This is a genomic window from Roseibium sp. AWQ4_254, assembly GCF_056161025.1.
On record NZ_JBSWYH010000011.1, the window covers coordinates 13,465 to 38,112 of the forward strand.

Consider the following 24,648-nt stretch of genomic DNA (forward strand, 5'->3'; position numbering starts at 1 on the left):
CGCAGCATCACATCCGCACTAAAAGCCCCAGCCCGGCCGGGGCTTACAATGGCAAAGGCAAATTGAGAGCAAACCGGGCTCCGGGCAGGATTGCAGCCCCGGCCAGTTTTGTACGTCTCACTGCGTTGAAAAATCCGACACCTGTTTTGTCAGAGCGTCCCAGTCGGTAAAGTCACGTGTTTCCTGCAGGTCCTCGTTAAAATGGCTGGACAGGTCCCCCTCCAGCAGCACGGACGTGTCAAACCAGTCGTAATTGCCCGGCTTCACGGCGCCAGCGACCAGGACGGTCTGTGTTGGAGTCCATTGGGCCGCTTTCAAAAAGGTCTCGGCATAAGCTGCAGCGTCCTGTCTGGTATCGGGAAACGCTGCGGCCAGGCTGACAGATACAAAAAGGCCTGGCAGCGCATTCAGCCGGTCCCTGTTGGCAAAAACAAAGAGTTCCAGGTCTGACTGATGTTTGGCGGAATGCACGGACCCGGCGATGATGACCTTGTCGAAATCAGAGACGGACAGCCCGCCTGAAAGACCACTGACATTGTGCAGGAGAACCGTGTGCCCTGACGCAGACAACGCAGCGTCCATGTATCTGGCAATCTTCTCGGCTTGGCCTTCGGTGGAGGCATAGGCAATCAGATATCTCATGACAGCACCCATCAGCTTTCGGTCGACCTGACCACGCTAACGCCTGCCGCTGGTGCTGTCCCTCCGTATCATCACGTGTTTTCGGACCAAAAAACGCGGCAAAGTGTCTGATCCGGCGGCAGTTGAAGACCCAACGATGCTTGCCCCGAAGGGGCTCCAAAACCGGTTAGGGCCGTTTCTATCAGGTGCGGCCGGTCATCTTGCCGCGAAGTATTTCAAGCCGGCACCGGCCGGACAAAAGCGTTTCGCGCCTCTTCCACCAGCTCCCGGCAAAAACAGCCTTCCAGATGGTCATTGACCATGCCCATGGACTGCATGAAGGCATAGACGGTGGTAGGTCCGACAAAGCTCCAGCCGCGTTTTTTCAGGTCCTTGGACAGGGTGGTGCTTTCCGCCGTCTTGCCGAGAGTCTTTGCGGTCTCAAAATCCAGCCGGGCCGGGCGGTTCTCCGGGGCCGGTTCAAAAGACCAGAAATAGGCGGCCAGCGAGCCGAATTCCTGGCGCAGCTCCAGAGCGCGCCTGGCATTGTTGATGGTGGATTCAATCTTCTTGCGGTGGCGCACGATACCGCTGTCCTGAAGGCAGCGCTCCACATCCTGGCCGGTGAATGTGGCCACGTCCTCAAACTCGAAATTGGCGAAAGCGGCCCGGAATGCCTCACGCTTCCTGAGGATCGTCAACCAGGACAGGCCTGACTGGAAACCCTCCAGGCAGATCTTTTCAAACAGGCGGCGGTCATCGGCCACCGGCCAGCCCCATTCCGTATCGTGGTAGCGCTGATAATCCTCCAATCCCCCATACCACCAGCAGCGGTTCTTGCCGTCGGGCCCTTTCATCAGGCCGGTGACCGGATCCCGCTCAGGCTTTGCCCCAATTCCGGATGATTGACCGGCCATATCCAGCCCCTTATTCCTGTTTTGTTCATGATATGTCTATCTGTTAACCACGCCCCCGGCAAGACAAAAGAACACCTACCTGAAAACGGCAAAAGCCCGGCACAGGGCCGGGCTTTTGCGCGAACTTGCGGGCCGGTCAGGCGAACAGGGCGTCGATGTCGTCCTGGGTCGCAACATCCGTGTCGCTTTCCAGCGCCGGGCCGTTGAGAAGAGCCGCATCGCCCTCCTTCACATCGCGATCTTCGACCTCGATGTCCTTGAAGGTATCAATGCCACCCCAGATATCCATCATCTGGATGATCCGGTCTTCCACAAACCGGAGCGTGCCGACCACCTTGGTAATACGCTGGCCGGTCAGGTCCTGGAAATTACAGGCTTCGAAAATCTGGATGACCTTGTCGCGGATGTCATTTGCCATTTCGGCATCTTCGCCCGTTACACGGGCGGACAGGGTATTGGCGGTGTCATCGATGAATTCGGCGGAGGACAGGATTGTTTCGGTGGCCCCTTCCGTGCCGATGACGACCGCGTCCAGTTCGTTGGTCACGCGGGCCATTTCATCGCCCTCCGCACCCGTGGTCTGGTGCAGGGTCGCGATTTCCTTTTTCGTCTGGGCAATCGCCTCATAGATGGCGTCCAGCTCAACCTTCAGCTTGGCGGCTTCCGACAATTCCTTGCGGAATTCGCTCATGAACTGTTCGCTCATGGCCTGCGCATCAAGGGGGGCAGACTGCCCGGCTGTACCGCTGTTGATCAGGGCTTTCAGACTTGAAATTTCGGCAAGAACTTCCTGGTGCCTGCGTTCTTCTTTGAAAGCAGGATCAAGCTCTGCCTCGGAATTAATGCGTATCAAGCTTTCCGCTCGAAAGGATCTTTTCACCGCGGCCATGCCTACTCCCGTCCCTTGCCCCTGCAGGCGCATTCCAAAACTGATTGGCCTATGAATAGCAGCGGAAGTTTAAGGAAATGTTTTTCCGTTTCTGCAGAAAGTTACAATATGGGCTAAACTTTAACGGCCAGCAGCCCCCTTTTACAGCCGTGACTTGTCTGATTGCCCTTTCGCCCTCAGACCGCGCGCAGTCAGCCTTTCCGGTGCTGCGACCTGCGAAAATGCTAATGGTCTGCCAATCCATTCAGGGGTATATGACTGGTATGCGCTTTGTTCATCTGCCACTTCTTCTGGCTCTTGTGGCCGTCCTGACCGCCTCCCCGTCACGGGCGGCCAGCGACTCCTTTTCCACCGAAGAACTTTTGCGCGGGTTTGAAAAAACCGTTTTCGGGCTCGAATACCGCAGTTGGAGCTGGCGGCCCTATCTGGTGAAAAAATTCACCCGGCCGGTGACCTTCTACGTCCATAACCTGTCCAAACAGAACCGGACCCGCATGGTTCACCGGTTCATCCGCGACATCGACAAGCGCATTGGCGGTTTGCAAACCAGAATCACCAACGATCCGGCCAAAGCAAATTTTGACGTCTATGTGGTGGACCGGGCCCAATATGTGCCCGTGGTGAAAAAGGATATCTATAAGAACGACCGTGCCAAAGTGCCGGGCCGCTGCCTTGTGCGGGTGGTCTCCGGCCGCGATGGCATCAAGCGCTCCTCCGCCGTCATCGTCTCCGACGAGGGCGAATTCCTATTCAAACGCTGCCTTGTGGAAGAGATCCTGCAAGGGCTTGGCCCGATGAATGATGACAAGGCTCTCACGCACTCGGTTTTCAATGACACCTCGCGGCACAGCCGGTTCACGGTGTTCGACCAGATCATTTTGAACATGCTGTATGATCCCAGGATCCGGCCGGGCATGTCGATGAAACAGACCAAACCACTGCTGCCGCTTGTGGCCCGCGACGCCCGGCGGCGGGTGCGCTGAAGCCTCTTTCCGGCCGCGTCTCCCGTTAACATCTCACTGGCTCCACCGACCGGTAACCTTTTATTCACGGTGTTTCTCAAGCTTCGGGTAACCATAAGAAACGTTTATTGAAATACTAATGGTTCGATTCACTTTTGGCTGAAGCCCTCTTCGTATCATCATTGCCAGTGTGTTAACCGGCGGCCTCAAATTGCCGGTAAATATGGTTGTTGACGAGTCATGAGTACCACCATGTTTTGTGTGAAGAAGATCCCCGAAACGCTGCTGTCTTTCGCAGGCGCTGCCATTCTCGGCGCCGCGCTGACCGCCAGCCCCGCCTCTGCCGGGCAGGTGGCCCCGCCGCCGCTGGTCCTGAGCCCGAACCTGACCGAACCCTGGATGCTGCAGCTTCAGCCCCAGGCCGCACGGCGGGTTGCCGCACCGGTATATCAGCGTCAGATACAACAACGGCAGATGCAGCAGCCGAAACTGCGCCGGGCCAACTGGTGGTCGCGCAAACTGGAACCGGCCCGCCAGCCAAAGACGCGCCAGCAGACCCGGCAGGTGGCACCGCAATTCCTGCCCGCTGTCGTCGATTATGGTGGCCCCTATAAGCCGGGCACCATCGTTATCGACACAACCTCACGCTATCTCTACCTCGTCCAGAAAGGCGGCACCGCCCGCCGCTATGGTGTCGGGGTCGGCAAACCCGGCTTTGAATGGGCGGGAACCCACCGGATCACCCGCAAGGCCGAGTGGCCGGACTGGCGCCCGCCCGCCGCCATGCGCAAGCGCCGTCCCGACCTTCCAGCCTTCATGCCCGGCGGCCCCCAGAACCCGCTCGGCGCCCGGGCGCTTTATCTCGGCTCGACCCTTTACCGCATACATGGCTCCAACCAGCCCTGGACCATTGGCCATGCGGTTTCCTCCGGCTGCATCCGTATGCGCAATCAGGACGTCAAGGACCTTTATGAACGGGTTGGCGTCGGTACCAAGGTGCATGTGATCTAGCATCGGTCGGGGCTGGGACGTGCGTCTGGAAACGTGTGACGGCGCCGCGCGACAGCTGCCCCTGCCCCCCGCTTTTCCAGATTGGCTCGTCGTCCAGAGCTGCCGGCAGCGGCGGCCGGGCTGTGCCCAGAGTGCCCCGCTGACCTCCCATATCTGGCACAAATACCAAGGCAGAGCTTGCGCCAGCCGCCGTTTCTCTGCACTTTGACCAGCGAATGGGGGGGAAAGCTCTCTCCTCCTGCCGTCTCTTTCGAAACGACGTTAGGCCATGAGCGTGCGCCGCAAAAGCTACCTGTCCCGCGCTGACGCGGCCTATTTTGTCAAAGCGGCCCTTGTCGGGATTCTCGTCGGCGGTCTGGCGACCGGGTTCCATGCCGGTCTTGAATTCCTGCATCACCAATATGCTGCCCTGCGCCTCATGCTCGGCCAAGGGGCCTTGCCCTATGCCGTATCCGCCGTCATTTCGGCGGCTTGCGTCGTCACTGCCTTTCTCCTGATCCAGCGGGTCGCGCCGGAAGCGGCCGGCAGCGGCATTCAGGAAATTGAAGGAGCGATGGAAGACAAGCGGCCGATCCGCTGGCCGCAGGTTCTGATCGCCAAATTTGTTGGCGGCGTGCTTGCCCTTGGGTCCGGCTTGGTTCTGGGACGCGAGGGGCCAACCATTCACATGGGAGCCATGACCGCCGAGGCCCTGTCCCGGTCCTATCACTATGTTTCCCCGTCCGATCACAAAGGCCTGCTGGCGGCCGGGGCTGCGGCGGGTCTCGCCGCCGCCTTCAACGCGCCCCTGGCCGCGATCCTGTTCATTGTTGAGGAGACGCGTCGCCAGTTCCCTTTTTCCTACCGCACCTATATGGCCGTCATCATCGCCTCGATCCTGAGCGCGGCCATCACCGAGGAACTGACCCAGATCGGTCCGTTTCTAATGGTCCAAGTGGATTACATCCCGGTTTGGAGCTATGTCTTCCTTGGGATTTTAGGCATTATTCTGGGCCTGCTCGGGGTGTTCTTCAACAGCGCACTGATCCTGGTGATGGATCTGTTCCACCGGATCCCGAAGGGGCGCCGGTGGCTGCCCGCACTGGTCATCGGCGCGGTCACGGGCCTGCTTTTGAATGCGTTTCCCCCCGCCACCGGCGGCGGTGAGGACCTGGTGACCGACCTGATCGTAAGTGACTATGGCGTCGTTGCCCTGCTGCTGCTGACCGTTCTCAGGTTCGGAGGCGTCCTCTTTTCCTACGCCTCCGGCGTGCCAGGGGGCATTTTTGCGCCCATGCTGTCCATTGCGACCTGCGCCGGGCTGGCCTTCGGGATTCTGACCGCCAGCTTCCTCCCGCTGGAGGACCATTTCCGAGCCGCCTGCGCGGTCGCCGCGATGGGGGGCTTCTTTGCCGCCTCCGTGCGTGCACCGATGGTCGGGGTGGTTCTGGTGATGGAGCTGACCGGCGCCTATTCCCTGATCATGCCGGTGCTGGTCACCTGCACCACCGCGTCCCTTACGGCCCATCATCTGGGCGGACGTCCGATCTACGAGCAATTGCTGGAGCGGACCTTGCGGCTTGCGGGCCAGCCGGCCGCGCATGATCCGGACAAGACCCCGGTGCAACTCGGCACCCGGGATCTGTGATCTGCTTTCCGGCCCAAGGAGAACGCCCTGAAAGGCCTAGTGCGCCGCGCTTTCGGCTTTCAGCGCGCTGACCGCCTCCGGCTCCCGCCCCCCATAGACCCAGTCCAGAAGCTCAGCCGTGTGCAGAACCGGAATATCCGTGCCAAGGCCGATCTGGGTCATGCAACCGATATTGCCGGTGGCAATCACATCAGGGCGGGTCTTTTCGATATTGGCCACTTTCCGGTCCCGGAGCTTGCGGGCGAGTTCCGGCTGGAGAATGTTGTAGGTGCCGGCCGAGCCGCAACACAAATGCCCTTCCGGCACATCCTTGACCTCAAACCCGGCCGACTTCAAGAGATCCTTCGGCTGGCGGGTGATCTTCTGGCCGTGCTGCATGGAACAGGCCGAATGATAGGCCACCGTCAGTCCGGGCTGCAGCGCAGGCGTTCCCAAATCAATCCCGGTCAGGAATTCAGTGATGTCTTTCGCAAGGGCCGATACTTTCGCGGCCTTTTCGGCATAGGCCGGGTCGTCCTTCAGCATGAAGCCGTAATCCTTGATCGTGGTGCCGCATCCGGACGCCGTTATCAGGATCGCGTCCAGCCCCTCCCCGTCTGCCTCGCCCAGCCAGACATCCACGTTGCGGCGGGCATTTTCAAGGGACGCCTCTTCCTTGCCCATATGGTGCACCAGTGCGCCGCAGCAGACCTCGCCTCTGGGCAGAACGATCTCATACCCCTTGCGTTGCAACAGCCGGATCGTTGCATCATTGATTGCCGGGTTCAAAACCGGCTGCGCGCAGCCGCTCAACAGCGCGACCCGGCCCTTGCGGCCCGCCCCTTCGGCTGCAAAGGTTCCCGGCCCTTCCTTCTCGCCCCGTCCGGGTGCGTGGCGCGGCGCCAGCTCCAGCATCGCGCCCATTCGCGCCAGCGGACCGCCCAGCGCCTTGAACGCCCCGGCAAAGGGGCGGGCAAAAAATGCACCGGTCAAAGCCAGCCGGAAACGGTTCGGATAGGGCAGCACAAAGGCCAGAACGGCACGCATCAGCCGGTCGGCCAAGGGCCGCTTATAGGTCTTTTCAATGTGAATGCGGGCATGGTCGACCAGATGCATGTAGTTCACTCCCGACGGGCAGGTCGTCATGCAGGCAAGGCAGGACAGGCACCGGTCAACATGCTTGACGATCTTGTCATCCGCAGGCCGGTCATTTTCCAGCATATCCTTGATCAGATAGATCCGGCCGCGCGGGCTGTCGAGTTCATCGCCCAGAAGCGTGAAGGTCGGACAGGTGGCTGTGCAAAAGCCGCAATGCACGCATTTGCGCAGAATTTTTTCAGACTCCGCAACGTGACTGTCCTTCAGCTGGTCTGCGGTAAAATTCGTCTGCATGGTGCCCTGTTACCCTTCTCGTCTCCCGAACGGGGCGGATCGTAGGGTCCGCCCGCGCCCACTACAATGGTCGTTTCCGGTAAAAGGGTTTTGCAGAAAAGAACATGGTGACTTTCCTGACAGCCCTTTGCGGACTGCAGCTGACGGGACTTCCCGGCCGCCCGGCCCGAACACATCCACCCCTCTCGGAAGCGGTCCAAAGCCTGGTGTGGCAAATCTGAAACACGCCTCATTTTGGCCGTAACCGCCGGAGCGTATTTCAAGTTCGAAAACCACAGTAGAGCACCGGGGGACAAGTCTGCACGATGCTCCAGAAACATCAACTTTCTAGTTCCCTTCTTTAATCTGAAGTTCGTTCGGCGCATGCCGGGGAAATGTGACGAACTTCGGCTTCAGGTGACTAGTGCCCCGGCACCATCCGGCCGGGATTCAGGATGCCCTTCGGATCAAATTGCTCTTTCAGCCGCCGGGACAAGGCCGCCAGCGGCCGGGCCTGGGGCTGAAAGACCGGGATACTGGAACGGACCGAAGACCCGGCCCGCACCAAGGTTGCATGGCCGCCGCCAGCCCGGGTCACTTCAGCGCGCACGTCTTTTTCATGGGCCAGGCCATCTTGAAGACTCACCCATATAAGGCCGCCGCTCCAATCATAAAAAGCCTTTATCTCGCAGGTATTACGGAGCGCTGCCACCAGCTCGGGCCCTGAGGACGGAGCAACGGACACGCGCCAGACCGGCGCATCCCTTCCCGCAAACGGCATAACATTGCGGATGCGGGTCCAAAGGGACACGGACGCCGCCTCCTCCAGGCGCTCCGCCGGTCCGCAGTCCGCCAGCAGCGTCTCAAGAGATTTGAAGCGGTAGTCGACCGAGGTTTCAAACCCTTCCAGGCGCAGTATGGTGCGGCTGACGCCGCCCTCAATGCCAGCAGGAAGATGCGCCGCGCCCGACACTTCCGCTGACGATCCCATGGCCCTGCACAGGGCTTTGACAGCGGTTTCGTCGCCCAAGCCGGTCAGCACCAAAGACGCTGAGGTTTCCGGCTTCGGATTGACCTTCAGGCTCACGGTTGCGGCCACGGCCAGAGTGCCGAAAGACCCGCACAGCGCCCGCGGCAGGTCATAACCGGTGACGTTCTTCACCACTTTGCCACCGGAATTGAAAATCTCCCCCCGTCCGGAGACCGCCTCCATGCCCAGAATATGGTCGCGCGCGGCCCCTGCCTTGATCCGGCGCGGGCCAGACAGATTGGCCGCCAGCACCCCGCCAATGGTGCCTTTTCCCGGCTCGGAGCCCAGAAGCGGGCCATAGTCCAGCGGCTCAAAGGACAGTTCCTGGCCATGGTCATCGACCAGCTTTTCAATCTCGGCCATGGGTGTGCCGGCCCGCACGGTCAGGACCAATTCTTCCGGCTCATAGGTGTCCACGCCGGTCAGCTCCGACAGATCCAGCATATGGGCCGCCTGCACAGGCCGTCCAAGAGCCCGTTTGGAACCATGGCCGATCAATTCGAGCGGCTGTTCTTCGGCGGCTGCCCATTTGACGGCCTGTTCAACCTCGCCCGCGCTGCGGGGCTTTATTATCGCGTCCATCACTCAGTCCTTAGAAGCGCGGAATATCCGGGAACGGCAGCTGCCCCTTGTGCACGTGCATCCTGCCAAGTTCCGCACAGCGGTGCAGAACCGGAAACACCTTGCCGGGATTGAGCAGCTGTTTGGCATCAAAGGCGCATTTCACCCTTTGCTGCTGCTTCAAGTCCTCTTCGGTGAACATGTCCGTCATCAGGTCGCGCTTTTCGATGCCGACCCCATGTTCTCCGGTCAAGACGCCGCCAACCTCGACACACAAGCGCAGAATATCAGCGCCGAACGCCTCAGCTGCGTCCAGATCGCCCGGCTTGTTCGCGTCGTAAAGGATCAGCGGATGCAGGTTGCCATCCCCGGCATGGAACACATTGGCCACGCCAAGCCCGTGCGCCTCCGCCAGTTCGCGCATGCGCGCCAGAACCTTCGGCAATTCCCGGCGCGGTATGGTGCCGTCCATGCATAGATAATCGGGCGAGATCCGGCCCACAGCGGGAAAGGCCGCCTTGCGCCCGGCCCAGAAGGTCATGCGCTCCTCTTCGCTCTCGGAGATGCGCAAATGGCTGGCCCCATTGGCCTTGGCAATCTCTTCGACCCGGCCGATCAGGAAATCAACTTCCCGTTCCGGGCCGTCCAGTTCGACAATCAAAAGGGCTTCAACGTCGCGCGGATACCCCGCATGAACGAAATCCTCCGCCGCGTGGATGGCCGGTTTGTCCATCATCTCCATACCGCCCGGAATGATCCCGGCGGCGATGACTTCGGCAACACAGCGCCCACCATCCTCGCTGGCCGGGAAGCCGATCAGCAGTGCCCGGGCCGTTTCCGGCTTTTGCAGGATGCGCACCGTCACTTCGGTCACCACCCCCAGCAGTCCTTCCGATCCGGTCATCAGGGCAAGAAGATCATAGCCTTCACTGTCCAGATGTTTGCCGCCGAGCCGGATCACCTCGCCGGTGATCAGAACCATCTCCAAACCCAGCACATTGTTGGTGGTCAGGCCGTATTTCAGGCAGTGCACACCGCCGGAATTCTCCGCGATATTGCCGCCGATCGAACAGGCGATCTGGGAGGACGGGTCGGGTGCATAATAAAAGCCCTCATGTTCCACGGCCCTGGTGATGCCCAGATTGGTCACCCCGGGCTGCACCACAACGGCCCGGTTCTCGAAGTCGATGTCCAACACCTGGTTGAATTTCATCATCGACAGCAAAACGCCATCCGCCACCGGCAGCGCGCCCCCGGACAGGGAGGTTCCAGCCCCGCGCGGCACCACTTTCACATCGTTGTCGTGGCAATATTTCAGGACCTTGGAGACTTGCCCGACCGTTTCCGGTAACACCACGATCAGCGGCAATTGCCGGTAGGCCGTCAGGGCGTCGGTCTCATAGGCCCGCATTTCACGTTCTTCATGGATCACCCCTTCGCCCGGCACAATGGCCTGCAGTGCTTTCACAATCTCCTGACGGCGGGCCAGGACATCTTCGTCCGGGGCTGGCATTGCGATTGCGGTCACGGGGCTCTCCTTCCATGGTCTTGCCATGATCTAGACGGCTTGTCCTATCGTAACAAGAGCTGGTAGTTCATCGGCTTTGATCAATTGTGGCAAGCTTGACCGCATTTGCTAGGGGCCAAAGACCATAAATTGTCTTTCTGAGAGATTGAAAATGAGCAATCTGACGGACATGGAGATTTTCGCCCGGGTGGTCAGCGCGGGCAGCATGTCGGCGGCGGGGCGCGAAATGAGCCTGTCCCCGGCAGTTGTTTCCAAACGGATCCGCAGACTGGAGGAAAAACTCGGCACCCGCCTGCTCCAGCGCACCACACGCCAGATCGCCATGACGGAAGCCGGACAGGGGTTCTATGAACGGGTGGTCGCGATCCTGGCTTCGGTGGAAGAAGCTGAATCCTTCGTCTGCCGTGGCTCCGCCAAAGCGCGGGGCAGTCTGCGCGTGGCCGTGCCGACCTCGTTCGGACGTCTGCATATTGCGCCGCATCTGGGCCGGTTCCTGTCGGAAAACCCGGATCTGTCCATCAATCTCGACCTGTCGGATGATTTTGTCGACATTGTCGGCGACGGTTACGATCTGGCGATCCGGATCGCCGAACTGTCCGATTCCAGCCTCGTTGCCAGGCGCCTTGCCCCGGTCCACCGGATCTTGTGCGCCAGTCCCTCCTATCTTGAGACATATGGCGTTCCAGAGACCATCGAAGATCTGGCCAGCAACCATGTGACGCTTGCAGCGACCAATCAGGATCCCTGGCGCCTTGCCGGGCCGGACGGGCTTGAGACCGTCCGCACCCAGTCTCCGGTCAAGACCAATTCCAACGAAGTGGTGCGCGAATGCCTGCTGTCGGGCGTCGGCATTGCGCTGAGATCCACCTGGGACATCGGTCCGGATCTGAGAGAAGGAAAATTGCAGATCCTTCTGCCGCAATACCGGGCCTCGAAGGATGTCGGGCTCTATGCGGTTTATCCCAGCCGCCAGTTTCTTCCGGCCAAGGTCCGGGTCTTTATTGACTTCCTGGCCGGCCTTTATGGCTCTTCGCCCTATTGGGACGAGGGGCTGGATGAGTGGCTGCGGCTGCCGGTCACAACACCGCTTGGATCGGTGCAGGCAAGCTGATGTCAGCTGGTCCGGAAAGCAGCCATTGTGAGTATCCGTAGATCTGCGGATGCGACGGCTCGACACTTGCATATGGGCCGGGTTCTTGATCTTGTGCGCTCATACGAATGCACGCAACTCGAGGGAGAGATTTATGCAGCGTATGCTGATGATCGCCGGGACCCTGTTTCTGGCGCTGACCGCTCACGCGAGCGCCGATGGCGACGCGGTCAAGGGTGAGAAGGTTTTCAAAAAATGCGCTGCCTGCCATGCAGTCGGCGAAAAAGCCAAGAACAAGGTTGGCCCCGTGTTGAACGGCGTTGTGGACCGCCCGTGGGGCGCAATCGAAGGCTACAAATATTCCAAGGCTTTGCTGGAGATGAAGGATGGCAAGGTGTGGGATGTGGCCACGCTGGACGTCTACCTGACCAAGCCGAAAAAGCTCATTCCGAAAGGCAAGATGGCATTTGCCGGGCTGCGGAAGGAAGAAGACCGTGCCAATGTGATCGCTTATCTGGCCCAGTTCAACGCGGACGGCACCACAAACTAGCGGGCCCTGCTTCGGACGCGACGAGATGGAAAAGGCCGGGAGACCGGCCTTTTTTGCGAGCGTGCGGCGTTCATGCGTCTTCAAACCGTTTTGTCTTTTGCGTTCACATCCAAGCGTTCAGACCGCACAAGGCACATCCGATAAAACACGATCTGAACGAAACCCCGGCTGCGTCAGGCCGGTCTGAAAAGAGCCGCTTCTTCGCTGTGAGTTTGCCCCTGCCTAGGGATCACCGTTTTTCTTGCGGAGGCGGTGCATGGTCCACCAGATGAGGGCGATGACCACCGGCACCGCAAGCCCCGTGGTGACATTGGCATCCGGCACAGGCAGGCCCGCGCCTTTGGCCGCCTTGGCCAGATAGGAGATCAGACCCACGACATAATAGCTGACGGCGGCCACGGACAGGCCCTCAACCGTCTGCTGCAGGCGCAGCTGAAGCCGGGCCCTGCGGTTCATGGACTGCAACAAGCTGCGGTTCTGCTGTTCCAGCTCCACATCCACCCGCGTGCGCAGCAAGGTTGTGGCCCGGGCCAGCTTGCGCGACAGCATGGCCTGCCGGTCTTCAATTGCCTGGCAGGTGCGCATGGCCGGAGCAAGGCGGCGGGCCAGAAAGGCGGCCATAGACAGCTCTCCGGGCGCAGCCTCTTCCTTTAAGGTGCTAAAGCGGGCCTTGACGATCTGGTCATAGGCCCGGCTGGCGCCAAACCGGAAGGTGCTGGCCGCCGCCCCCGCTTCCAGGGCAGCCGCCAGCGCGGACAGCTTGTCCAGAAGCTCCTGATTGGCCCCCAGTGCGGATGTGTCTTTCATCTTGCCGGTCAAATCCGCCAGTTCAATCTCAAACCGCCGGATGTCGGGCTGAAGCCGGGTGGCCTCAAACAGTCCCAAGAGCGCCAGTGTCCGGTAGGTTTCCACTTCCAGAAGCCGCTGCACCACCGCGCCGGACTGAACGTCGCTCAAATCCCGGTTGAAGACCAGCATCCGGGTCAGGCCGTCCCCGTCCTGCCGGAAGTCGGTGGCCACCATGGCCGCGCTGTCTTCCAGATTGGACACCGTCAAGCTGCTCTCATCAAACTGGCCACGCCAGATGCCAGGGTCCATCGGCGCGTGCAGCTCCAGACGCACGGCCACCAGCAAGTCTCCGGGCGCATGAAAGGCGGCTCCGAAAGGGTGGGTAGCTGGCAATTGGCCGAAAATCTGTTCCGCCTGCGCAGGTCCGTCCCAGGTATAGGTGGTGAATTCCGCATGCTGTTCCCAGCTGAAGGTTCCACCGCCAAATGGCAGGGTGTGGTGCCGTGTGCCCGGTGCCGGGCCGTGGGTGCCGCGCGACAGGCAGAATTCGCTCAGCCATGTCTGGTCCCGGGCCGCTTCTTCCGGCGTGGTCAAAAAAGCATAGTGCAACACCGTGCGCGGGCCGGAGAGTGCGCGAAAGGGACGCGCATGGACCTCTCCCAGAACCCAGTCCCGTAAAGGAGACATTCGGAAGGAAGGCAATGACGAACCGTTGTCTGATCCCTTGTCCAATGGAGGCGCCCCACGGCATTTTTGCTCAGTGGTTTCAGTGTGCCCCCAAGAGCGGTTTGAAACCAAGGCCTAAAATCGGCGCGCCCCGCATTTTCCCGAAGAGGTGCATGCACTTTCAAATTGGATCAAAAAATTGACCAATTTTGGATCAGCGCCTATGGTGCGCCATGGAGGACTTGGCCGGACATGTTTCAGCCCGTTGATCATCAAAAAACCGCCCATGCAGTTGTCGAGCAGATCGAGACCCTGATCCTGAAAGGGGTGTTGCATTCTGGCGAGCGTTTGCCGGCAGAGCGGGATCTGGCCGAGCAGTTGAAAGTGTCCCGCCCGGTGTTGCGTGATGCCCTCAAGGTTCTGGAAGAGCGGAACCTGACCGAGGCGCGCCGGGGCGGCGGTACCTTTGTTTGCGATCTGATCGGGCCGGTTTTCTCCGAAGCGGTGGTCCAACTGATCGCCCGGCATCCGGCTGCCATCAACGACTATTTCGAATTCCGGCGGGACATAGAAAGCCAGGCCGCAGGTCACGCGGCGGACCGTGCGGCACCGTCCGACCGGGCCCGGCTTCAAGACATCATCGCGCAGATGCAGACCGCCCATGAAGACGAAGACCTGACAGCGGAAGCCCTGCTTGACGTGGAGTTTCACCATGCTGTGGGCGAAGCCGCCCACAATGTGGTGATGCTGCACACTCTGCGCGCCTGCTACCGGCTTCTGGAAAACGGCGTCTTCTACAATCGCGGCCGGCTTTATCACCATCCGGACGCACGCAGTGAGTTGCTGCGGCAGCACCGGGAGATTGCCGAAGCGATCCTTGCAGGCAACAGCGCCGGGGCGCGCCGCGCCTCTGAAGCCCATATCGACTATGTGCGCGGCACGCTGTTTGACGTTGAGCTGCTGGACCAGCGCGAACAGACTGCGGGGCTGCGCCCGCTTAAATCCATCAAAAAAGCCAATCAAACCTGAAGGTTCCGGGAGATATCACCATGACCACCGTCACCAGCGTTGCCGATATGCAGACCCTCGCAAAACGCCGGGTTCCGAAAATGTTCTACGACTATGCGGATACCGGATCGTGGACGCAGAGCACCTACCGGGACAATGAGGCTGCCCTGCAGCGCCAGAAGCTGCGCCAGCGGGTTGCCCGCAACATCGACAACCGTTCCCTGAAGACGACAATGATCGGTCAGGAGGTCACCATGCCGGTGGCCCTTGCCCCTGTCGGTCTGACCGGCATGCAGCATGCGGATGGGGAAATTCTGGCGGCCCAGGCAGCCGAGGAATTCGGGGTTCCCTTCACCCTGTCCACCATGAGTGTCTGTTCCATCGAAGACGTAGCCGAACACACCAAAAATCCGTTCTGGTTCCAGCTTTATGTCATGCGGGACCGGGGTTTTTCGGAAAGCCTGATGCAGCGGGCCAAGGCGGCGGATTGCTCTGCGCTGGTTCTGACCCTGGACCTTCAGGTTCTGGGCCAGCGCCATCAGGACATCAAGAACGGCCTCAGCACGCCGCCCAAGCCCAAGCCCGGGGTGCTGATCGACCTGGCATTCAAACCCCGCTGGTGCTGGAACATGTTGCAAACCAAGCGCCGGGAATTCGGCAATATCCATGGCCATGTGTCCGGGGTGGAGGACATGACGTCACTTGCCGAATGGACCAACAGCCAGTTTGACCCGACCCTTGACTGGTCATCCGTTGAATGGGTGAAGAGCCACTGGGACCGTAAGCTGATCCTGAAAGGCATCAACGATGTGGAGGATGCGAAAATCGCCGCCGACATCGGGGCGGACGCGATTGTCGTGTCCAACCATGGCGGGCGCCAGCTCGACGGGGCGCTGGCCTCCTATGACGTTCTGGCTGAGATTGTGGATGCGGTTGGCGACCGGGTGGAGGTCCATTTCGACGGCGGCATCCGCTCTGGCCAGGATGTGTTCAAGGCGGTCGCGGCCGGCGCGCACAGCACCTATATCGGCCGGGCTTTTATCTATGGCCTCGGCGCCATGGGCAAGGCCGGCGTGGCTCAGGTACTGACCATGATGCACAAGGAACTGGACGTGACCATGGGCCTGTGCGGCGAAACCGACATCACCAAGGTCGGCCGCCACAATCTTGTGCTTTGACGCGAGCCCTCTAACGCGCGCCCTGTCCGCCGGGGACACCCCCCTGGCGGACAAGCCCGAGCCAGGCGGCGGACAGAGCCGCGCCGAACGCGTCCGCCTCGCGCGCGTGGCGTGCGGCCTCGCCGTCAAGACGCTGCGGCCAGTCGGGGGTGTGCGGCCGGATATCCTCAATGAGATCCCGGGACCAGCTACGCACATCTTCTTCAGCCGCTTCAAAGTGGAACTGAATTCCATAGGTCGCCCGGCCCAGCCGGAACGCCTGGTTGGGGGTCATGGCGCTCTGCGCCAGATGCACGGCGCCTTCGGGAAGCGCCACCGTGTCCGTGTGCCAATGAAACATCGGGCCGCCCCCTTTCAGAGCTGAAAGAACCGGATCGGCCTGCCCGTCCCGGGTGGGCGTCACCGTGTGCCAGCCGAATTCAACCGGGCGGCCCAGAATATTGCCGCCGCCAAAGGCTCGCGCCACCAGCTGGCAGCCCAGGCAAATGCCCAGCACCGGACGGTCCGCCTCATGGAACTGCCGGATCAGACCACAGACCGCCCGCAAATGCGGATAGGCTTCATCGGCCAGCGCGTCCTGCGCCCCGCCCAGCACGATCAGCCCGCCGAACCCGGCAATATTGTCCGGCAAGACCCCGCCCGCATAGGCGTGCACCGTGGTCAGATCAAACCCCGCCGCCGCCGCGATCCGGCCAAGGGATGCCGGACCGGCCTTGGGATAGTTTTCAATTACAAGCAGCGTCATCAAGTGTCCTGATCAAATCTGTCTTCAAGAAAAACACGCTTCTCTGCAAACGGCCAACGGCGCGTTCCGGATCAAATACGGCACATTCCAGAAGACTGGGGGGATGGCGGACCGTTTGAAGCCCAAGCGGTAGAATAGGACCCTATCCATCTGAGCCACTGATGGGAATATCAAAAACTATCATTTGCGCTGCACGGGCACTCCAGCCAAAGTCGGGAGCATATTTCCAGGAGAATTGACCCGATGAGCCTCGCGTCCCCCGCTGTACGCAGCGGACCCACCGGCCTTTCCGCAACCGATTACGGGCTGTATGTAACAACCGTGCTGGCCTGGGGCTTCAGCTGGATTGCCATGAAAACCCAGGTGGTGGGCATTGCTCCGGAAGTCTCCGTGTTCTGGCGCTTCGTGCTGGCCAGCATGCTCATGATCGGCTGGGCCAGGTGGCGCGGGCATAGCCTCGCTTTTCCGCTGGCCGAACATGTGCGTTTTGCCGGTCTGGGAGCCCTGATCTTTTCAACCAATTTCACCCTGTTCTATTACGGGGCGGGCTATCTGCCCTCCGGCCTTCTGGCAGTGGTGTTTTCCACCACCTCGGTCTTCAACCTGTTTCTGGCGCTGATCCTGTTCGGCCAGCGCCCCAACCTGCTGGCGCTTGTGGCCGGACTGTTCGGCTTTGCCGGGATTGCGCTGATGTTCTGGCCGAGCCTTGCAGGGGCCGCAGCGTCCGCAGGCGCGGGACTTGGACTGGTCACCTGTATTTGCGGCACTTTGTCCTTCTGTCTCGGCAACATGCTGTCCGCCGACACCCAGCGGCGCGGCATCGGCGTGGTACCGGCCAGCGCCTGGGGCATGACCTATGGAACCGTCTTTCTCGGTATCTTCTCAACCCTGCGTGGCCACAGCTTTGCGGTAGACTGGACCCTGTCCTATCTCGGCGGGCTTGTCTATCTGGCGGTTGTCGCCTCGGTGATCGCCTTTGGCTCCTACCTGACGCTTCTGGGCCGGATCGGATCGGCACGGGCTGGCTATGCCACCGTTGTGTTTCCGGTGGTCGCCCTCACCGTATCTACGATTTTCGAAGACTATCACTGGACGGGAACTGCTGCGGCTGGCCTGGTTTTCGTGCTCGGCGGCAACCTGCTGATGCTGCGCGCCCGCTAGAGAGCAGTTCCCGCACTGACGGAGATTGCGCTCAACATCACGGATGCTTCCAAAACGACCGAGCTGTTACTCTGCGGCCAACTGTCCGCCGCCATTGCCCACATTTCCGATGGCCGCCACAAGGTGGTTGCACAAGGTGTCATGCATGGCTTCCCGGGCGTTGTCGGAGCGCAGCAAGGCAATGTCACAGGAGGGTAGCGCAGGAAATCCGTCCCGTTCGTCCAGAATGCGCATACCGTCACGGATAGCGCTTTCCGGGAACACGGTCACGGCCAGTCCGGCCTGAACCGCCCCAACCAAAGCCGCAGCACTGGAGCTGGTGTAGGAGACACGGTAGCGCCGCGCCGCCCGGTCCAGCGCATCCATGGACAGGCGGCGCCAGCCACAAGTGGCCGGGCCCAGCGCCAGACGGATCACGTCCTGAGTATGCGCGGAATGCTGGGTCGACGTCACCCAGTAGAGCGGCTCGCGGCGGATGATCTCGCCGCGCAGATCCATCGTGTCGCTAGAGGTGGTGATCGCCACATCCAGAGCACCTTCACGGATGGCTTCGGTCAGCTTGGAGCTGCCCGAACATTCGACTTGCACTTCAATGGACGGATTGAGCCGGTTAAACGCTGCCAGAACCTGAGGCAACAGGCGGTCCGCATAGTCGTCGGGGACCCCCAGCTTCACATGACCGACTTCCTTCTGGCCATTGAAAGCTGAAATTGTCTCGTCGTTCAACAGGATCATGCGGCGGGCATATTCCACCAGGCGCTGACCGTCTTCCGTCAGCCGGGACTGGCGGCCGTCCTTGATAAAGATCGGCTGGCCGACCCGTTCTTCCAGCCGGCGCATCTGCATGGAGACGGCCGATTGGGTTTTGTGCACGGCTTCACCGGCTTTCGTGAAACTGCCCAGCTCCGCAATCGCTAAAAACGTCCGGAGTTGATCAATGTCCAACGCGTGATTCATAAGAACAGCCCGCGGTTCAGCCACATATCAAGCGGTTGATTTGAGAAACAAATTAATTCGTCGAAGATACATCACAACTTGTTACATTACAAACAAATTTTCAACTGCCACGACAACCGTAAGGCAATACAAGCGACTGATATCACAACAAAATACAAGGAAACCGATTATTCGGCTGCCTGAGGCACGGACAAGTTGCCCAAAGAAGAGACGATATGCTCGACCAAAGCGTCCGTCACGCGGGAGCTGTCATTCCAGGCACGCATCAATCCGATGTCGCATTCCGGCAGGCTGGGAAACCCGTCCTGCTCGGTCAGAACGCGCATGCCCGAGCGCAGGGCCGATTCCGGCAGCACGGAAATGGCGAGCCCCGCCAGCACGGCCGCACCGACCGCCGTTGAACTCCAGCTTGAATAGAGCAGCCGATGCGGCCACTTCAGATCATCCAGCGCCGCAATGGCGGCCTTGCGCCACTCGCAAGTGGCCCGCCCCAGGGCCAGCGGCAAGGGGGACACCGTTTCGGTCGAGTGGCGGGCGGAGGCGACCCACAAGAGGGGCTCCCGGCGGATGATGGGCACATTCTTGCGGCCCCGCTTTTCCACATGGGTGATGATGGCCACATCCAGTTCCCCTTCGGAGATCAGATCCCTAAGATTGGGGGTCGGCGCGCAGACCACACTCACCTCTGCCTTTGGGTTGGATCGGGAAAACCGGGCCAGAATCTCCGGCAGGAACCGGTCCGCGTAGTCATCCGGCGTCCCCAGACGGACAAAGCCGGACAATTCACCATCGTCAAAGGCGGACAGGGTCTCGTCATTCAACTGAACCAGTCGGCGGGCGTAATGCAGCAGCCGTTCCCCATTGTCCGTCAGGCGGGATTGGCGGCCGACCCGCACAAAGAGCGGTTTGCCGACTCGCTCTTCCAGCCGGCGCATCTGCATGGACACGGCCGACTGGGTTTTGTTCACCGTCTCAGCAGCCTTTGTGAAACTGCCGCTTTCGGCAATCGCGACAAAGGTCCGAAGCTGATCAAGGTCGAGCATAGCCAACTCCATTCATGACAGAATGCGATGTGTACCACGCCATACATTCTTCAGAGAAATGAAAAATCCGCGAGCCCATCACACTTGTGAGCCGACGAACCTCCCAAGATTAGCATCACACATTCTGATATTTTTCATCAAAAACATTCGTTGGAATAATGTTTGGCGAACGGGCATCTAAAGGATGTTCCAATCACAAGGATCAACGCCTCTGGCGCGGAACAGGCTGCCGACAATCCCTTTGGCCGCCAACAGGAGACTTATGCCATGACACCTTCTTCCAGCATCCCTTTCCTCGCTCTTCTCGGGCAGACGGTTGTTCGCGCATGGCGTATGTTTAAACACCGCCGTCAGGTGATTGACCTTCAGACCTGGACCGACGAGCAGTTGAAGGACATTGGGCTGACCCGGAGCGACGTTCGACGGGCTTTGGCCACCCCCTTCTACAAAGACCCGACCGCCATTCTGACCAGAACCGTCCACGGCGCGATTGCCCCGTCCCATCTGGCAGCCAATTGCAGCCAGCCCGCAGCGCCTTCCTTCAAGGTGATTGACGGATGCAAGGGCAAAGACCAACTCGCCGCCTAGCTTCCGGAGCTTTCAGGCCGCCGCGCCCCCGTGGCGGCGGCCTTGGCCCGCCCGTTGCCAAATTGCTGAATTTGCAGCCCCTGTCGGCAAAACCTTGCTGACATCAACTGACCCGCCGCCTGGCGGGTCTTTTTTTGACTTGTTAAGAGGACTGCAGAAAAACAGGACCCCGCCCAGTCCTGAGCACATCACTCCCCGTCCAGATCCCGGGCTGCTTTTTCAAAAAAGCTGTCAAAGGTTTTGAACTGGCTGGATTGAAAATCCCGCCCGGCCGCCATCCAACTGGACACCATCTCTTCAAACTCGGAAGGCTCATGGCCAGCCTCCTCCTCTTCGGCCAACGGCTCTTCCTCCTGCTCCGGCGCGGCGTCCTGCGGTCCGGCGTCCGCATCGGGATGGGAGACAAGCGTGGCGGGCTGCAGAAACGCGCTCCAGAACGCGTTCATGGCATTGGCATAGCCCTGCATATAGTCGGCTGGTGTCGGCTGGGGTTTGGGGCGTCCGCGCGCGAAACCGCGCAGATAGGCATCCAGCAGATTGCGCGCCTCCCCATGGACAAAGGGGCGCAGCACGTGTCCCATTGCCAGTGTTGCGGCCACCGGCATCACTTCCTGAATGGCATCGCTTTGAAGCCCCGTCAGGCCGGAGATCTGGCTGGCAAGAGCCTTCTGGACCGCTTCGGGCCCGAAAAACGGGGTCAGAGCGGCCTCAGAGGCGTTCTGGACAAAACTGGCAAAGGGAGTGCCGGCAAAGGCAGTGGAAGACAGCACATCGACGGGAGTGGCCATGCCCGGAAACTGCGAAAAGCCAGGAACCGCGCTGCCGAAATGCCGGAAGCCGTTGAACGCCGCCGGCATCAACTGTTCCATGACGCGGTTCAGATCCTCATTCGACCAGCCGAACCGTTCCCGGACATCCTGCGCCAAGGAGAACACATCAAAGGGGGGCGCTCCCGTATCGCTGCCAGTCATCACACTGCTCCGGTCACTATCAGCAAGGTCTTGAGAAACAAGACCAACCGTCCTCAGAGTGACCCTTTGCGGCGCTCAGGTCAAATCGCGCGGCCCACAGGGAACACAAACCTGGGGCGTTCAGACCGGGACCCCGGCCTTAATAGGCATATTCCTTGAACACCTGGGCAATATTTCCGTTCCAGGAGCCCTCATAGCGTTGCAGCAAAATGTCGGCAGGACACATGCCCGCAGCCAGCCCCTCTTCGATCGGCGCCAAATGCACCCGCTCATCCAGATCACCGTCACTTAGGCGGTTGCGGCGTTTGAGGCCTTCCTGGGCAAGAGCCAGCACCTCCTTGGCCACATCCAGAACCGTACCACTGCGGAACGGTGTCTGCAGAGCGGTTTTCGGAACGGCGCTGCGCAGAGCCGCGCGCTCTTCCTGTGTCCAGTCCTTGACCAGTTCCCACGCCTGATCCAGCACGCCCGCATCATAGAGCAGGCCAACCCACAGGGCCGGAAGCGCGCATATACGGCGCCAGGGACCACCGTCGGCCCCACGCATCTCGATATATTTCTTCAACCGCACATCCGGGAAGAGGGTCGACAGGTGATTGTTCCAATCGCCAAGGCTGGGGGTCGCATCCGGGATCTTCCCGTCAAGGGCCCCGGCCATGAACTGCCGGAAGGAGGTTCCGGTCACATCGAAATAGGTCTCGCCACGCTTGACGAAATACATCGGCACATCCAGAGCCCAGTCGACATAGCGCTCAAAGCCGAAACCGTCCTCAAAGGCAAAGGGTATGTCGCCGGTCCGATCCGCATCCGTGTCGGTCCAGATCTGCGCGCGGAAAGACTTGAACCCGTTCGGCTTGCCATCTGTAAAGGGCGAATTGGCAAAGATTGCCGTGGCAACCGGTTGAAGGGCGAGACCGATCCGCATCTTGCGGATCATGTCCGCTTCGCTGGAGAAATCCAGATTCACCTGGATCGTGGATGTGCGGTACATCATGTCGAGGCCGAGTGCGCCGACCTTCGGCATGTAGTTGGTCATGATGTCATAGCGGGACTTGGGCATGCGCGGCACATCGGCCCGCGTCCAGGTCGGCGTCATTCCGATGCCCAGAAAGCCGACGCCCATCGGTTCTGCGATCTGGCGCACATGGGCCAGATGCTGATTCGCCTCGCGGCAAGTCTCATGAAGTGTTTCCAGCGGGGCACCGGACAATTCGAACTGCCCGCCCGGCTCTATGGAAATCGCCCCACCGCCATTTTGGTCCGCAAGACCGATGATCTTGCCAGCATCCTCGATCCGCTCCCAGCCAAGCAGCGTCTCCATGCCGTCCAGCACGGCCTCGACCCCGTTTGCGCCCTCATAGGGAATGGGGGACAGCTCTTTGAGACAGAAGCCAAATTTCTCGTGTTCCGTGCCGATCCGGAACTGCTCTTCCGGCTTGCAGCCCGCTTCCAGCGTCGCGGCCAGATCCGCAACAGAGTCAATCGGAGTGCTGTCGACCGTATCGCGGGCCATGAAACCGTCCTAAATGTCTGCGCGGCCTTTGGGCAGGGAGGCGGTCAGCCGCAGTGTTCCGGCGCGTTTTGAAAAAAAAGCGCTTTCGGGTCCGCGTGATTTAGGAGCCTTGAAAGAAGAATGCAAGCAGGGAAACGGCTCCGGGCACAGCTCACGCAATCCTGAAGATTGAAAGAGCCTCCTCCCGCCCCCGCAACTGCACGGGCCCAAGACTGACCGCCTCCAGGCCTTCCGGCATTTGCGCTATGGTCTCAGCACTGGCAAGCGCGATCACCTTGGCCTCAGGGTCAACGCTCTTGCCATGTTCCTGCAGCCGGGCGGCCACATTCACCGCATCCCCGATCACGGTGTAGTTCATGCGGGCCGCCGTGCCGATATCTCCAACAACCACCTTGCCTGTGTGAACGCCGATGCGAACCCGCAGATCGATTTGCCGGGACTGTCCGATCCGCTGCGCCAGTTCCTTCACAGCCCGGATGGCGATGGCCGCGTGGTCAGGCTGGTCGGAGGGCGCGCCCCAAAAGGCCATGACCCCGTCCCCCAGAAACTTGTCAATGGTGCCCTCGCCGTCGGCAATGACGTTGGAAACCGTTTCAAAATAGCCGTTGAGATAGGTGGCGGTTTCCTCCGCGCTTAAATGCGAGGCCTTGCCGGTAAAGCCGGCCAGATCGGCGAACACAATGGTCATTTCACGCAGTTCCACCGTCCGGCTGTCGGTCATCCCCTCTTCGATCAGCCGGGAAACCAGCTGCCGGGGCACATATCTGGCAAAGGCGTTGAGGGCACCGGTGGAACCGTTGAAGGCCTGATTGACGTCGTCCAATTCAGCAAGCCGGGACCTAGGCAAATGCCCGGCGGTGTCAAAGTCGAGCCGGCGCAGACCCGCCGCAGCTTCCGCAAGGCGGGTCAGCGGCCGCCCCAGCAGCCGGCCCACCATGAACGACAGAAACGCCCCGACCACAAGGGTGGCCAGGGCCGCGTAGAGTACGAACCAGGTCTGGTCGAGAACCGCCCCGAAATCCTTGGCTTTGTAGAGCGCCCCGGCAATCCAGCCCTTGGCGGGCCCTGCCTCAATTTGCGTGAAGATCGCGGTATACATGCGGCCATCTGCGGGAAAGAGCCGCCCGTCCACCACCCCTTCCATGCGATGGGCCCCGCCCATGTCCCGCCACAGAAGATGCAGCGGCGTTTCGGTCAGGGCTGTCAGATCGGGCAGCGCAGCTTCAGGTGTGGCGGCAAACCGGCCTAAGGGAACTGCGGCAACGGCAATTGCCTTGTTCTTGCCCTCGAGCAAAAAAGCCGACTGGGCTCCATCCAAGGCCATTTCCTGCGCTAGCCTTGCAAAGACGAGTTGCGGGTAATAGCCGGACAGGCGCTGGCCATTGCCGAGATCTATTTCCAGAACCCGGACAGCCGTTTGAAACCCCTTGCGGTACTCAAAGCCAGACCAGGCCGGACGGGGCAGCATGTCGCCCGGGACCTCTTCCATCACCGTCCGTCCAAGTTCCAGCTGCACTCCTTCGGGCAGCAATTCCAGAACCGGTTTGAGATCCGCGTCACTCAGGAAGACGCCTGGACGCGCGGTCCGGGCAGCCAAAGAGCGGAACAGCTGTTCCTGACGGGCGAAGAACCCGTTCAGCACCGTCTCGTTGTGTTTGAGCACGGAGAGAGCCTGCTGGCTCAAAAGGCGCATGGCGATCTGGCGGTCGGCCGCGGCAAGAGATCCGACAATAATTCCGCAAACCGCGACCAGAAGCACTGAAAAGACAAGCCCCAGCGCAACCCCCACCGGCAACCGGATGCGGCTCTTCCAGCGGTGCTGTGTTTCTCCTGGGCCCGAATCGGCAGCTGCCGGGCCGGCAGGCGGGAGCGGTTGCTCTTGCTTGAAGTGAG

The 24,648-nt window shown here is 60.5% G+C and carries 22 protein-coding genes; 9 read left to right on the plus strand and 13 right to left on the minus strand.

All coding sequences use genetic code 11. From position 1 onward, the window contains the following. Window positions 1–117: 117 nt before the first annotated feature. The 3 genes from ACXAIC_RS10175 to ACXAIC_RS10185 all read right to left on the minus strand — a co-directional run bounded on the left by ACXAIC_RS10175 (window position 118) and on the right by ACXAIC_RS10185 (window position 2,391). Window positions 118–642: a flavodoxin domain-containing protein gene (locus ACXAIC_RS10175; protein ID WP_475177192.1), complete on the minus strand. Its 525-nt coding sequence runs from the start codon at window positions 640–642 to the stop codon at window positions 118–120. A 215-nt stretch (window positions 643–857) separates the two neighbouring features. Beyond that, entirely contained in the window at window positions 858–1,538 is a 681-nt protein-coding gene (locus tag ACXAIC_RS10180; protein ID WP_475177197.1) for a DNA-3-methyladenine glycosylase I, read from the minus strand. Between the two features lie 136 nt (window positions 1,539–1,674). After that, complete coding sequence (locus tag ACXAIC_RS10185; RefSeq protein ID WP_475177202.1) at window positions 1,675–2,391, minus strand: protein phosphatase CheZ; 717 nt, start codon at window positions 2,389–2,391, stop codon at window positions 1,675–1,677. A 299-nt stretch (window positions 2,392–2,690) separates the two neighbouring features. Here ACXAIC_RS10185 and ACXAIC_RS10190 point away from each other — a divergent pair, with 299 nt between their 5' ends. From ACXAIC_RS10190 to clcA, 3 genes are all read left to right on the plus strand, one after another. After that, window positions 2,691–3,410 carry a DUF2927 domain-containing protein gene (locus ACXAIC_RS10190; protein WP_475177206.1) on the plus strand — a complete coding sequence of 240 codons (720 nt, stop codon included), beginning with the start codon at window positions 2,691–2,693 and terminating at the stop codon, window positions 3,408–3,410. Between the two features lie 219 nt (window positions 3,411–3,629). Then, window positions 3,630–4,400, plus strand: a complete 771-nt coding sequence (locus tag ACXAIC_RS10195) for a L,D-transpeptidase (RefSeq protein ID WP_475177210.1) — start codon at window positions 3,630–3,632, stop codon at window positions 4,398–4,400. 268 nt (window positions 4,401–4,668) lie between these two features. Further along, window positions 4,669–6,027, plus strand: coding sequence for a H(+)/Cl(-) exchange transporter ClcA (clcA, locus tag ACXAIC_RS10200; protein ID WP_475177216.1), 1,359 nt, complete (start codon window positions 4,669–4,671; stop codon window positions 6,025–6,027). A 36-nt stretch (window positions 6,028–6,063) separates the two neighbouring features. On the opposite strand, the gene glcF is transcribed toward clcA, so the two are convergent. From glcF to ACXAIC_RS10215, 3 genes are all read right to left on the minus strand, one after another. After that, a complete protein-coding gene (glcF, locus tag ACXAIC_RS10205; protein ID WP_475177222.1) occupies window positions 6,064–7,398 on the minus strand; it encodes a glycolate oxidase subunit GlcF in 1,335 nt (444 codons plus the stop codon). A 400-nt stretch (window positions 7,399–7,798) separates the two neighbouring features. Further along, window positions 7,799–8,989 (minus strand): glycolate oxidase subunit GlcE, encoded by a 1,191-nt coding sequence (glcE, locus tag ACXAIC_RS10210; RefSeq protein WP_475177228.1) that lies wholly within the window; start codon window positions 8,987–8,989, stop codon window positions 7,799–7,801. A gap of 10 nt (window positions 8,990–8,999) precedes the next feature. Beyond that, window positions 9,000–10,481 (minus strand): FAD-linked oxidase C-terminal domain-containing protein, encoded by a 1,482-nt coding sequence (locus tag ACXAIC_RS10215; protein WP_475177721.1) that lies wholly within the window; start codon window positions 10,479–10,481, stop codon window positions 9,000–9,002. Window positions 10,482–10,647: 166 nt separating this feature from the next. Here ACXAIC_RS10215 and ACXAIC_RS10220 point away from each other — a divergent pair, with 166 nt between their 5' ends. Next, window positions 10,648–11,607 carry a LysR family transcriptional regulator gene (locus tag ACXAIC_RS10220; protein ID WP_475177234.1) on the plus strand — a complete coding sequence of 320 codons (960 nt, stop codon included), beginning with the start codon at window positions 10,648–10,650 and terminating at the stop codon, window positions 11,605–11,607. 133 nt (window positions 11,608–11,740) lie between these two features. After that, window positions 11,741–12,136: a c-type cytochrome gene (locus ACXAIC_RS10225; protein WP_475177238.1), complete on the plus strand. Its 396-nt coding sequence runs from the start codon at window positions 11,741–11,743 to the stop codon at window positions 12,134–12,136. 222 nt (window positions 12,137–12,358) lie between these two features. Here the strand turns inward: ACXAIC_RS10225 and ACXAIC_RS10230 are convergent, their stop codons facing one another. Continuing rightward, the gene (locus ACXAIC_RS10230; protein ID WP_475177241.1) at window positions 12,359–13,612 is read right to left on the minus strand and encodes a DUF3422 family protein; all 1,254 of its coding nucleotides are present in this window, start codon (window positions 13,610–13,612) and stop codon (window positions 12,359–12,361) included. 231 nt (window positions 13,613–13,843) lie between these two features. Here ACXAIC_RS10230 and ACXAIC_RS10235 point away from each other — a divergent pair, with 231 nt between their 5' ends. Beyond that, on the plus strand, window positions 13,844–14,620 hold the full coding sequence (locus ACXAIC_RS10235; RefSeq protein WP_475177246.1) for a FadR/GntR family transcriptional regulator: 777 nt from the start codon (window positions 13,844–13,846) through the stop codon (window positions 14,618–14,620). Between the two features lie 20 nt (window positions 14,621–14,640). Next, window positions 14,641–15,777 carry an alpha-hydroxy acid oxidase gene (locus ACXAIC_RS10240; RefSeq protein ID WP_475177253.1) on the plus strand — a complete coding sequence of 379 codons (1,137 nt, stop codon included), beginning with the start codon at window positions 14,641–14,643 and terminating at the stop codon, window positions 15,775–15,777. Window positions 15,778–15,787: 10 nt separating this feature from the next. Here the strand turns inward: ACXAIC_RS10240 and ACXAIC_RS10245 are convergent, their stop codons facing one another. Continuing rightward, entirely contained in the window at window positions 15,788–16,522 is a 735-nt protein-coding gene (locus tag ACXAIC_RS10245) for a type 1 glutamine amidotransferase (protein WP_475177258.1), read from the minus strand. A gap of 243 nt (window positions 16,523–16,765) precedes the next feature. On the opposite strand from ACXAIC_RS10245, the gene ACXAIC_RS10250 reads away from it, so the two are divergent. After that, window positions 16,766–17,683 carry a DMT family transporter gene (locus ACXAIC_RS10250; protein ID WP_475177263.1) on the plus strand — a complete coding sequence of 306 codons (918 nt, stop codon included), beginning with the start codon at window positions 16,766–16,768 and terminating at the stop codon, window positions 17,681–17,683. A gap of 66 nt (window positions 17,684–17,749) precedes the next feature. Here ACXAIC_RS10250 and ACXAIC_RS10255 read toward each other — a convergent pair whose 3' ends face one another. Next, window positions 17,750–18,640, minus strand: a complete 891-nt coding sequence (locus ACXAIC_RS10255; RefSeq protein WP_475177269.1) for a LysR substrate-binding domain-containing protein — start codon at window positions 18,638–18,640, stop codon at window positions 17,750–17,752. A 167-nt stretch (window positions 18,641–18,807) separates the two neighbouring features. Continuing rightward, window positions 18,808–19,683 (minus strand): LysR substrate-binding domain-containing protein, encoded by an 876-nt coding sequence (locus tag ACXAIC_RS10260; protein ID WP_475177275.1) that lies wholly within the window; start codon window positions 19,681–19,683, stop codon window positions 18,808–18,810. 267 nt (window positions 19,684–19,950) lie between these two features. Between ACXAIC_RS10260 and ACXAIC_RS10265 the strand changes: the two genes are divergently transcribed. Beyond that, on the plus strand, window positions 19,951–20,271 hold the full coding sequence (locus tag ACXAIC_RS10265) for a DUF1127 domain-containing protein (RefSeq protein WP_475177279.1): 321 nt from the start codon (window positions 19,951–19,953) through the stop codon (window positions 20,269–20,271). 188 nt (window positions 20,272–20,459) lie between these two features. Here the strand turns inward: ACXAIC_RS10265 and ACXAIC_RS10270 are convergent, their stop codons facing one another. The 3 genes from ACXAIC_RS10270 to ACXAIC_RS10280 form a co-directional block, all read right to left on the minus strand. Further along, window positions 20,460–21,242 (minus strand): DUF937 domain-containing protein, encoded by a 783-nt coding sequence (locus ACXAIC_RS10270; protein WP_475177283.1) that lies wholly within the window; start codon window positions 21,240–21,242, stop codon window positions 20,460–20,462. A gap of 139 nt (window positions 21,243–21,381) precedes the next feature. Further along, complete coding sequence (locus ACXAIC_RS10275) at window positions 21,382–22,755, minus strand: glutamate--cysteine ligase (protein WP_475177288.1); 1,374 nt, start codon at window positions 22,753–22,755, stop codon at window positions 21,382–21,384. A 151-nt stretch (window positions 22,756–22,906) separates the two neighbouring features. Next, window positions 22,907–24,544 carry an adenylate/guanylate cyclase domain-containing protein gene (locus ACXAIC_RS10280; protein ID WP_475177725.1) on the minus strand — a complete coding sequence of 546 codons (1,638 nt, stop codon included), beginning with the start codon at window positions 24,542–24,544 and terminating at the stop codon, window positions 22,907–22,909. Window positions 24,545–24,648 lie beyond the last annotated feature (104 nt).

Bases quoted from the DNA above. Each gene is read 5' to 3' on its own strand.
- glcF (WP_475177222.1), bottom strand. From the start codon at position 7,398: ATGCAGACGAATTTTACCGCAGACCAGCTGAAGGACAGTCACGTTGCG.
- ACXAIC_RS10270 (WP_475177283.1), bottom strand. From the start codon at position 21,242: ATGACTGGCAGCGATACGGGAGCGCCCCCCTTTGATGTGTTCTCCTTG.
- ACXAIC_RS10225 (WP_475177238.1), top strand. From the start codon at position 11,741: ATGCAGCGTATGCTGATGATCGCCGGGACCCTGTTTCTGGCGCTGACC.
- ACXAIC_RS10235 (WP_475177246.1), top strand. From the start codon at position 13,844: ATGTTTCAGCCCGTTGATCATCAAAAAACCGCCCATGCAGTTGTCGAG.
- ACXAIC_RS10220 (WP_475177234.1), top strand. From the start codon at position 10,648: ATGAGCAATCTGACGGACATGGAGATTTTCGCCCGGGTGGTCAGCGCG.
- ACXAIC_RS10255 (WP_475177269.1), bottom strand. From the start codon at position 18,640: ATGAATCACGCGTTGGACATTGATCAACTCCGGACGTTTTTAGCGATT.
- glcE (WP_475177228.1), bottom strand. From the start codon at position 8,989: ATGGACGCGATAATAAAGCCCCGCAGCGCGGGCGAGGTTGAACAGGCC.
- ACXAIC_RS10245 (WP_475177258.1), bottom strand. From the start codon at position 16,522: ATGACGCTGCTTGTAATTGAAAACTATCCCAAGGCCGGTCCGGCATCC.
- ACXAIC_RS10180 (WP_475177197.1), bottom strand. From the start codon at position 1,538: ATGGCCGGTCAATCATCCGGAATTGGGGCAAAGCCTGAGCGGGATCCG.
- ACXAIC_RS10265 (WP_475177279.1), top strand. From the start codon at position 19,951: ATGACACCTTCTTCCAGCATCCCTTTCCTCGCTCTTCTCGGGCAGACG.
- ACXAIC_RS10260 (WP_475177275.1), bottom strand. From the start codon at position 19,683: ATGCTCGACCTTGATCAGCTTCGGACCTTTGTCGCGATTGCCGAAAGC.
- clcA (WP_475177216.1), top strand. From the start codon at position 4,669: ATGAGCGTGCGCCGCAAAAGCTACCTGTCCCGCGCTGACGCGGCCTAT.
- ACXAIC_RS10250 (WP_475177263.1), top strand. From the start codon at position 16,766: ATGAGCCTCGCGTCCCCCGCTGTACGCAGCGGACCCACCGGCCTTTCC.
- ACXAIC_RS10275 (WP_475177288.1), bottom strand. From the start codon at position 22,755: ATGGCCCGCGATACGGTCGACAGCACTCCGATTGACTCTGTTGCGGAT.
- ACXAIC_RS10230 (WP_475177241.1), bottom strand. From the start codon at position 13,612: ATGTCTCCTTTACGGGACTGGGTTCTGGGAGAGGTCCATGCGCGTCCC.
- ACXAIC_RS10215 (WP_475177721.1), bottom strand. From the start codon at position 10,481: ATGCCAGCCCCGGACGAAGATGTCCTGGCCCGCCGTCAGGAGATTGTG.
- ACXAIC_RS10195 (WP_475177210.1), top strand. From the start codon at position 3,630: ATGAGTACCACCATGTTTTGTGTGAAGAAGATCCCCGAAACGCTGCTG.
- ACXAIC_RS10190 (WP_475177206.1), top strand. From the start codon at position 2,691: ATGCGCTTTGTTCATCTGCCACTTCTTCTGGCTCTTGTGGCCGTCCTG.
- ACXAIC_RS10175 (WP_475177192.1), bottom strand. From the start codon at position 642: ATGAGATATCTGATTGCCTATGCCTCCACCGAAGGCCAAGCCGAGAAG.
- ACXAIC_RS10240 (WP_475177253.1), top strand. From the start codon at position 14,641: ATGACCACCGTCACCAGCGTTGCCGATATGCAGACCCTCGCAAAACGC.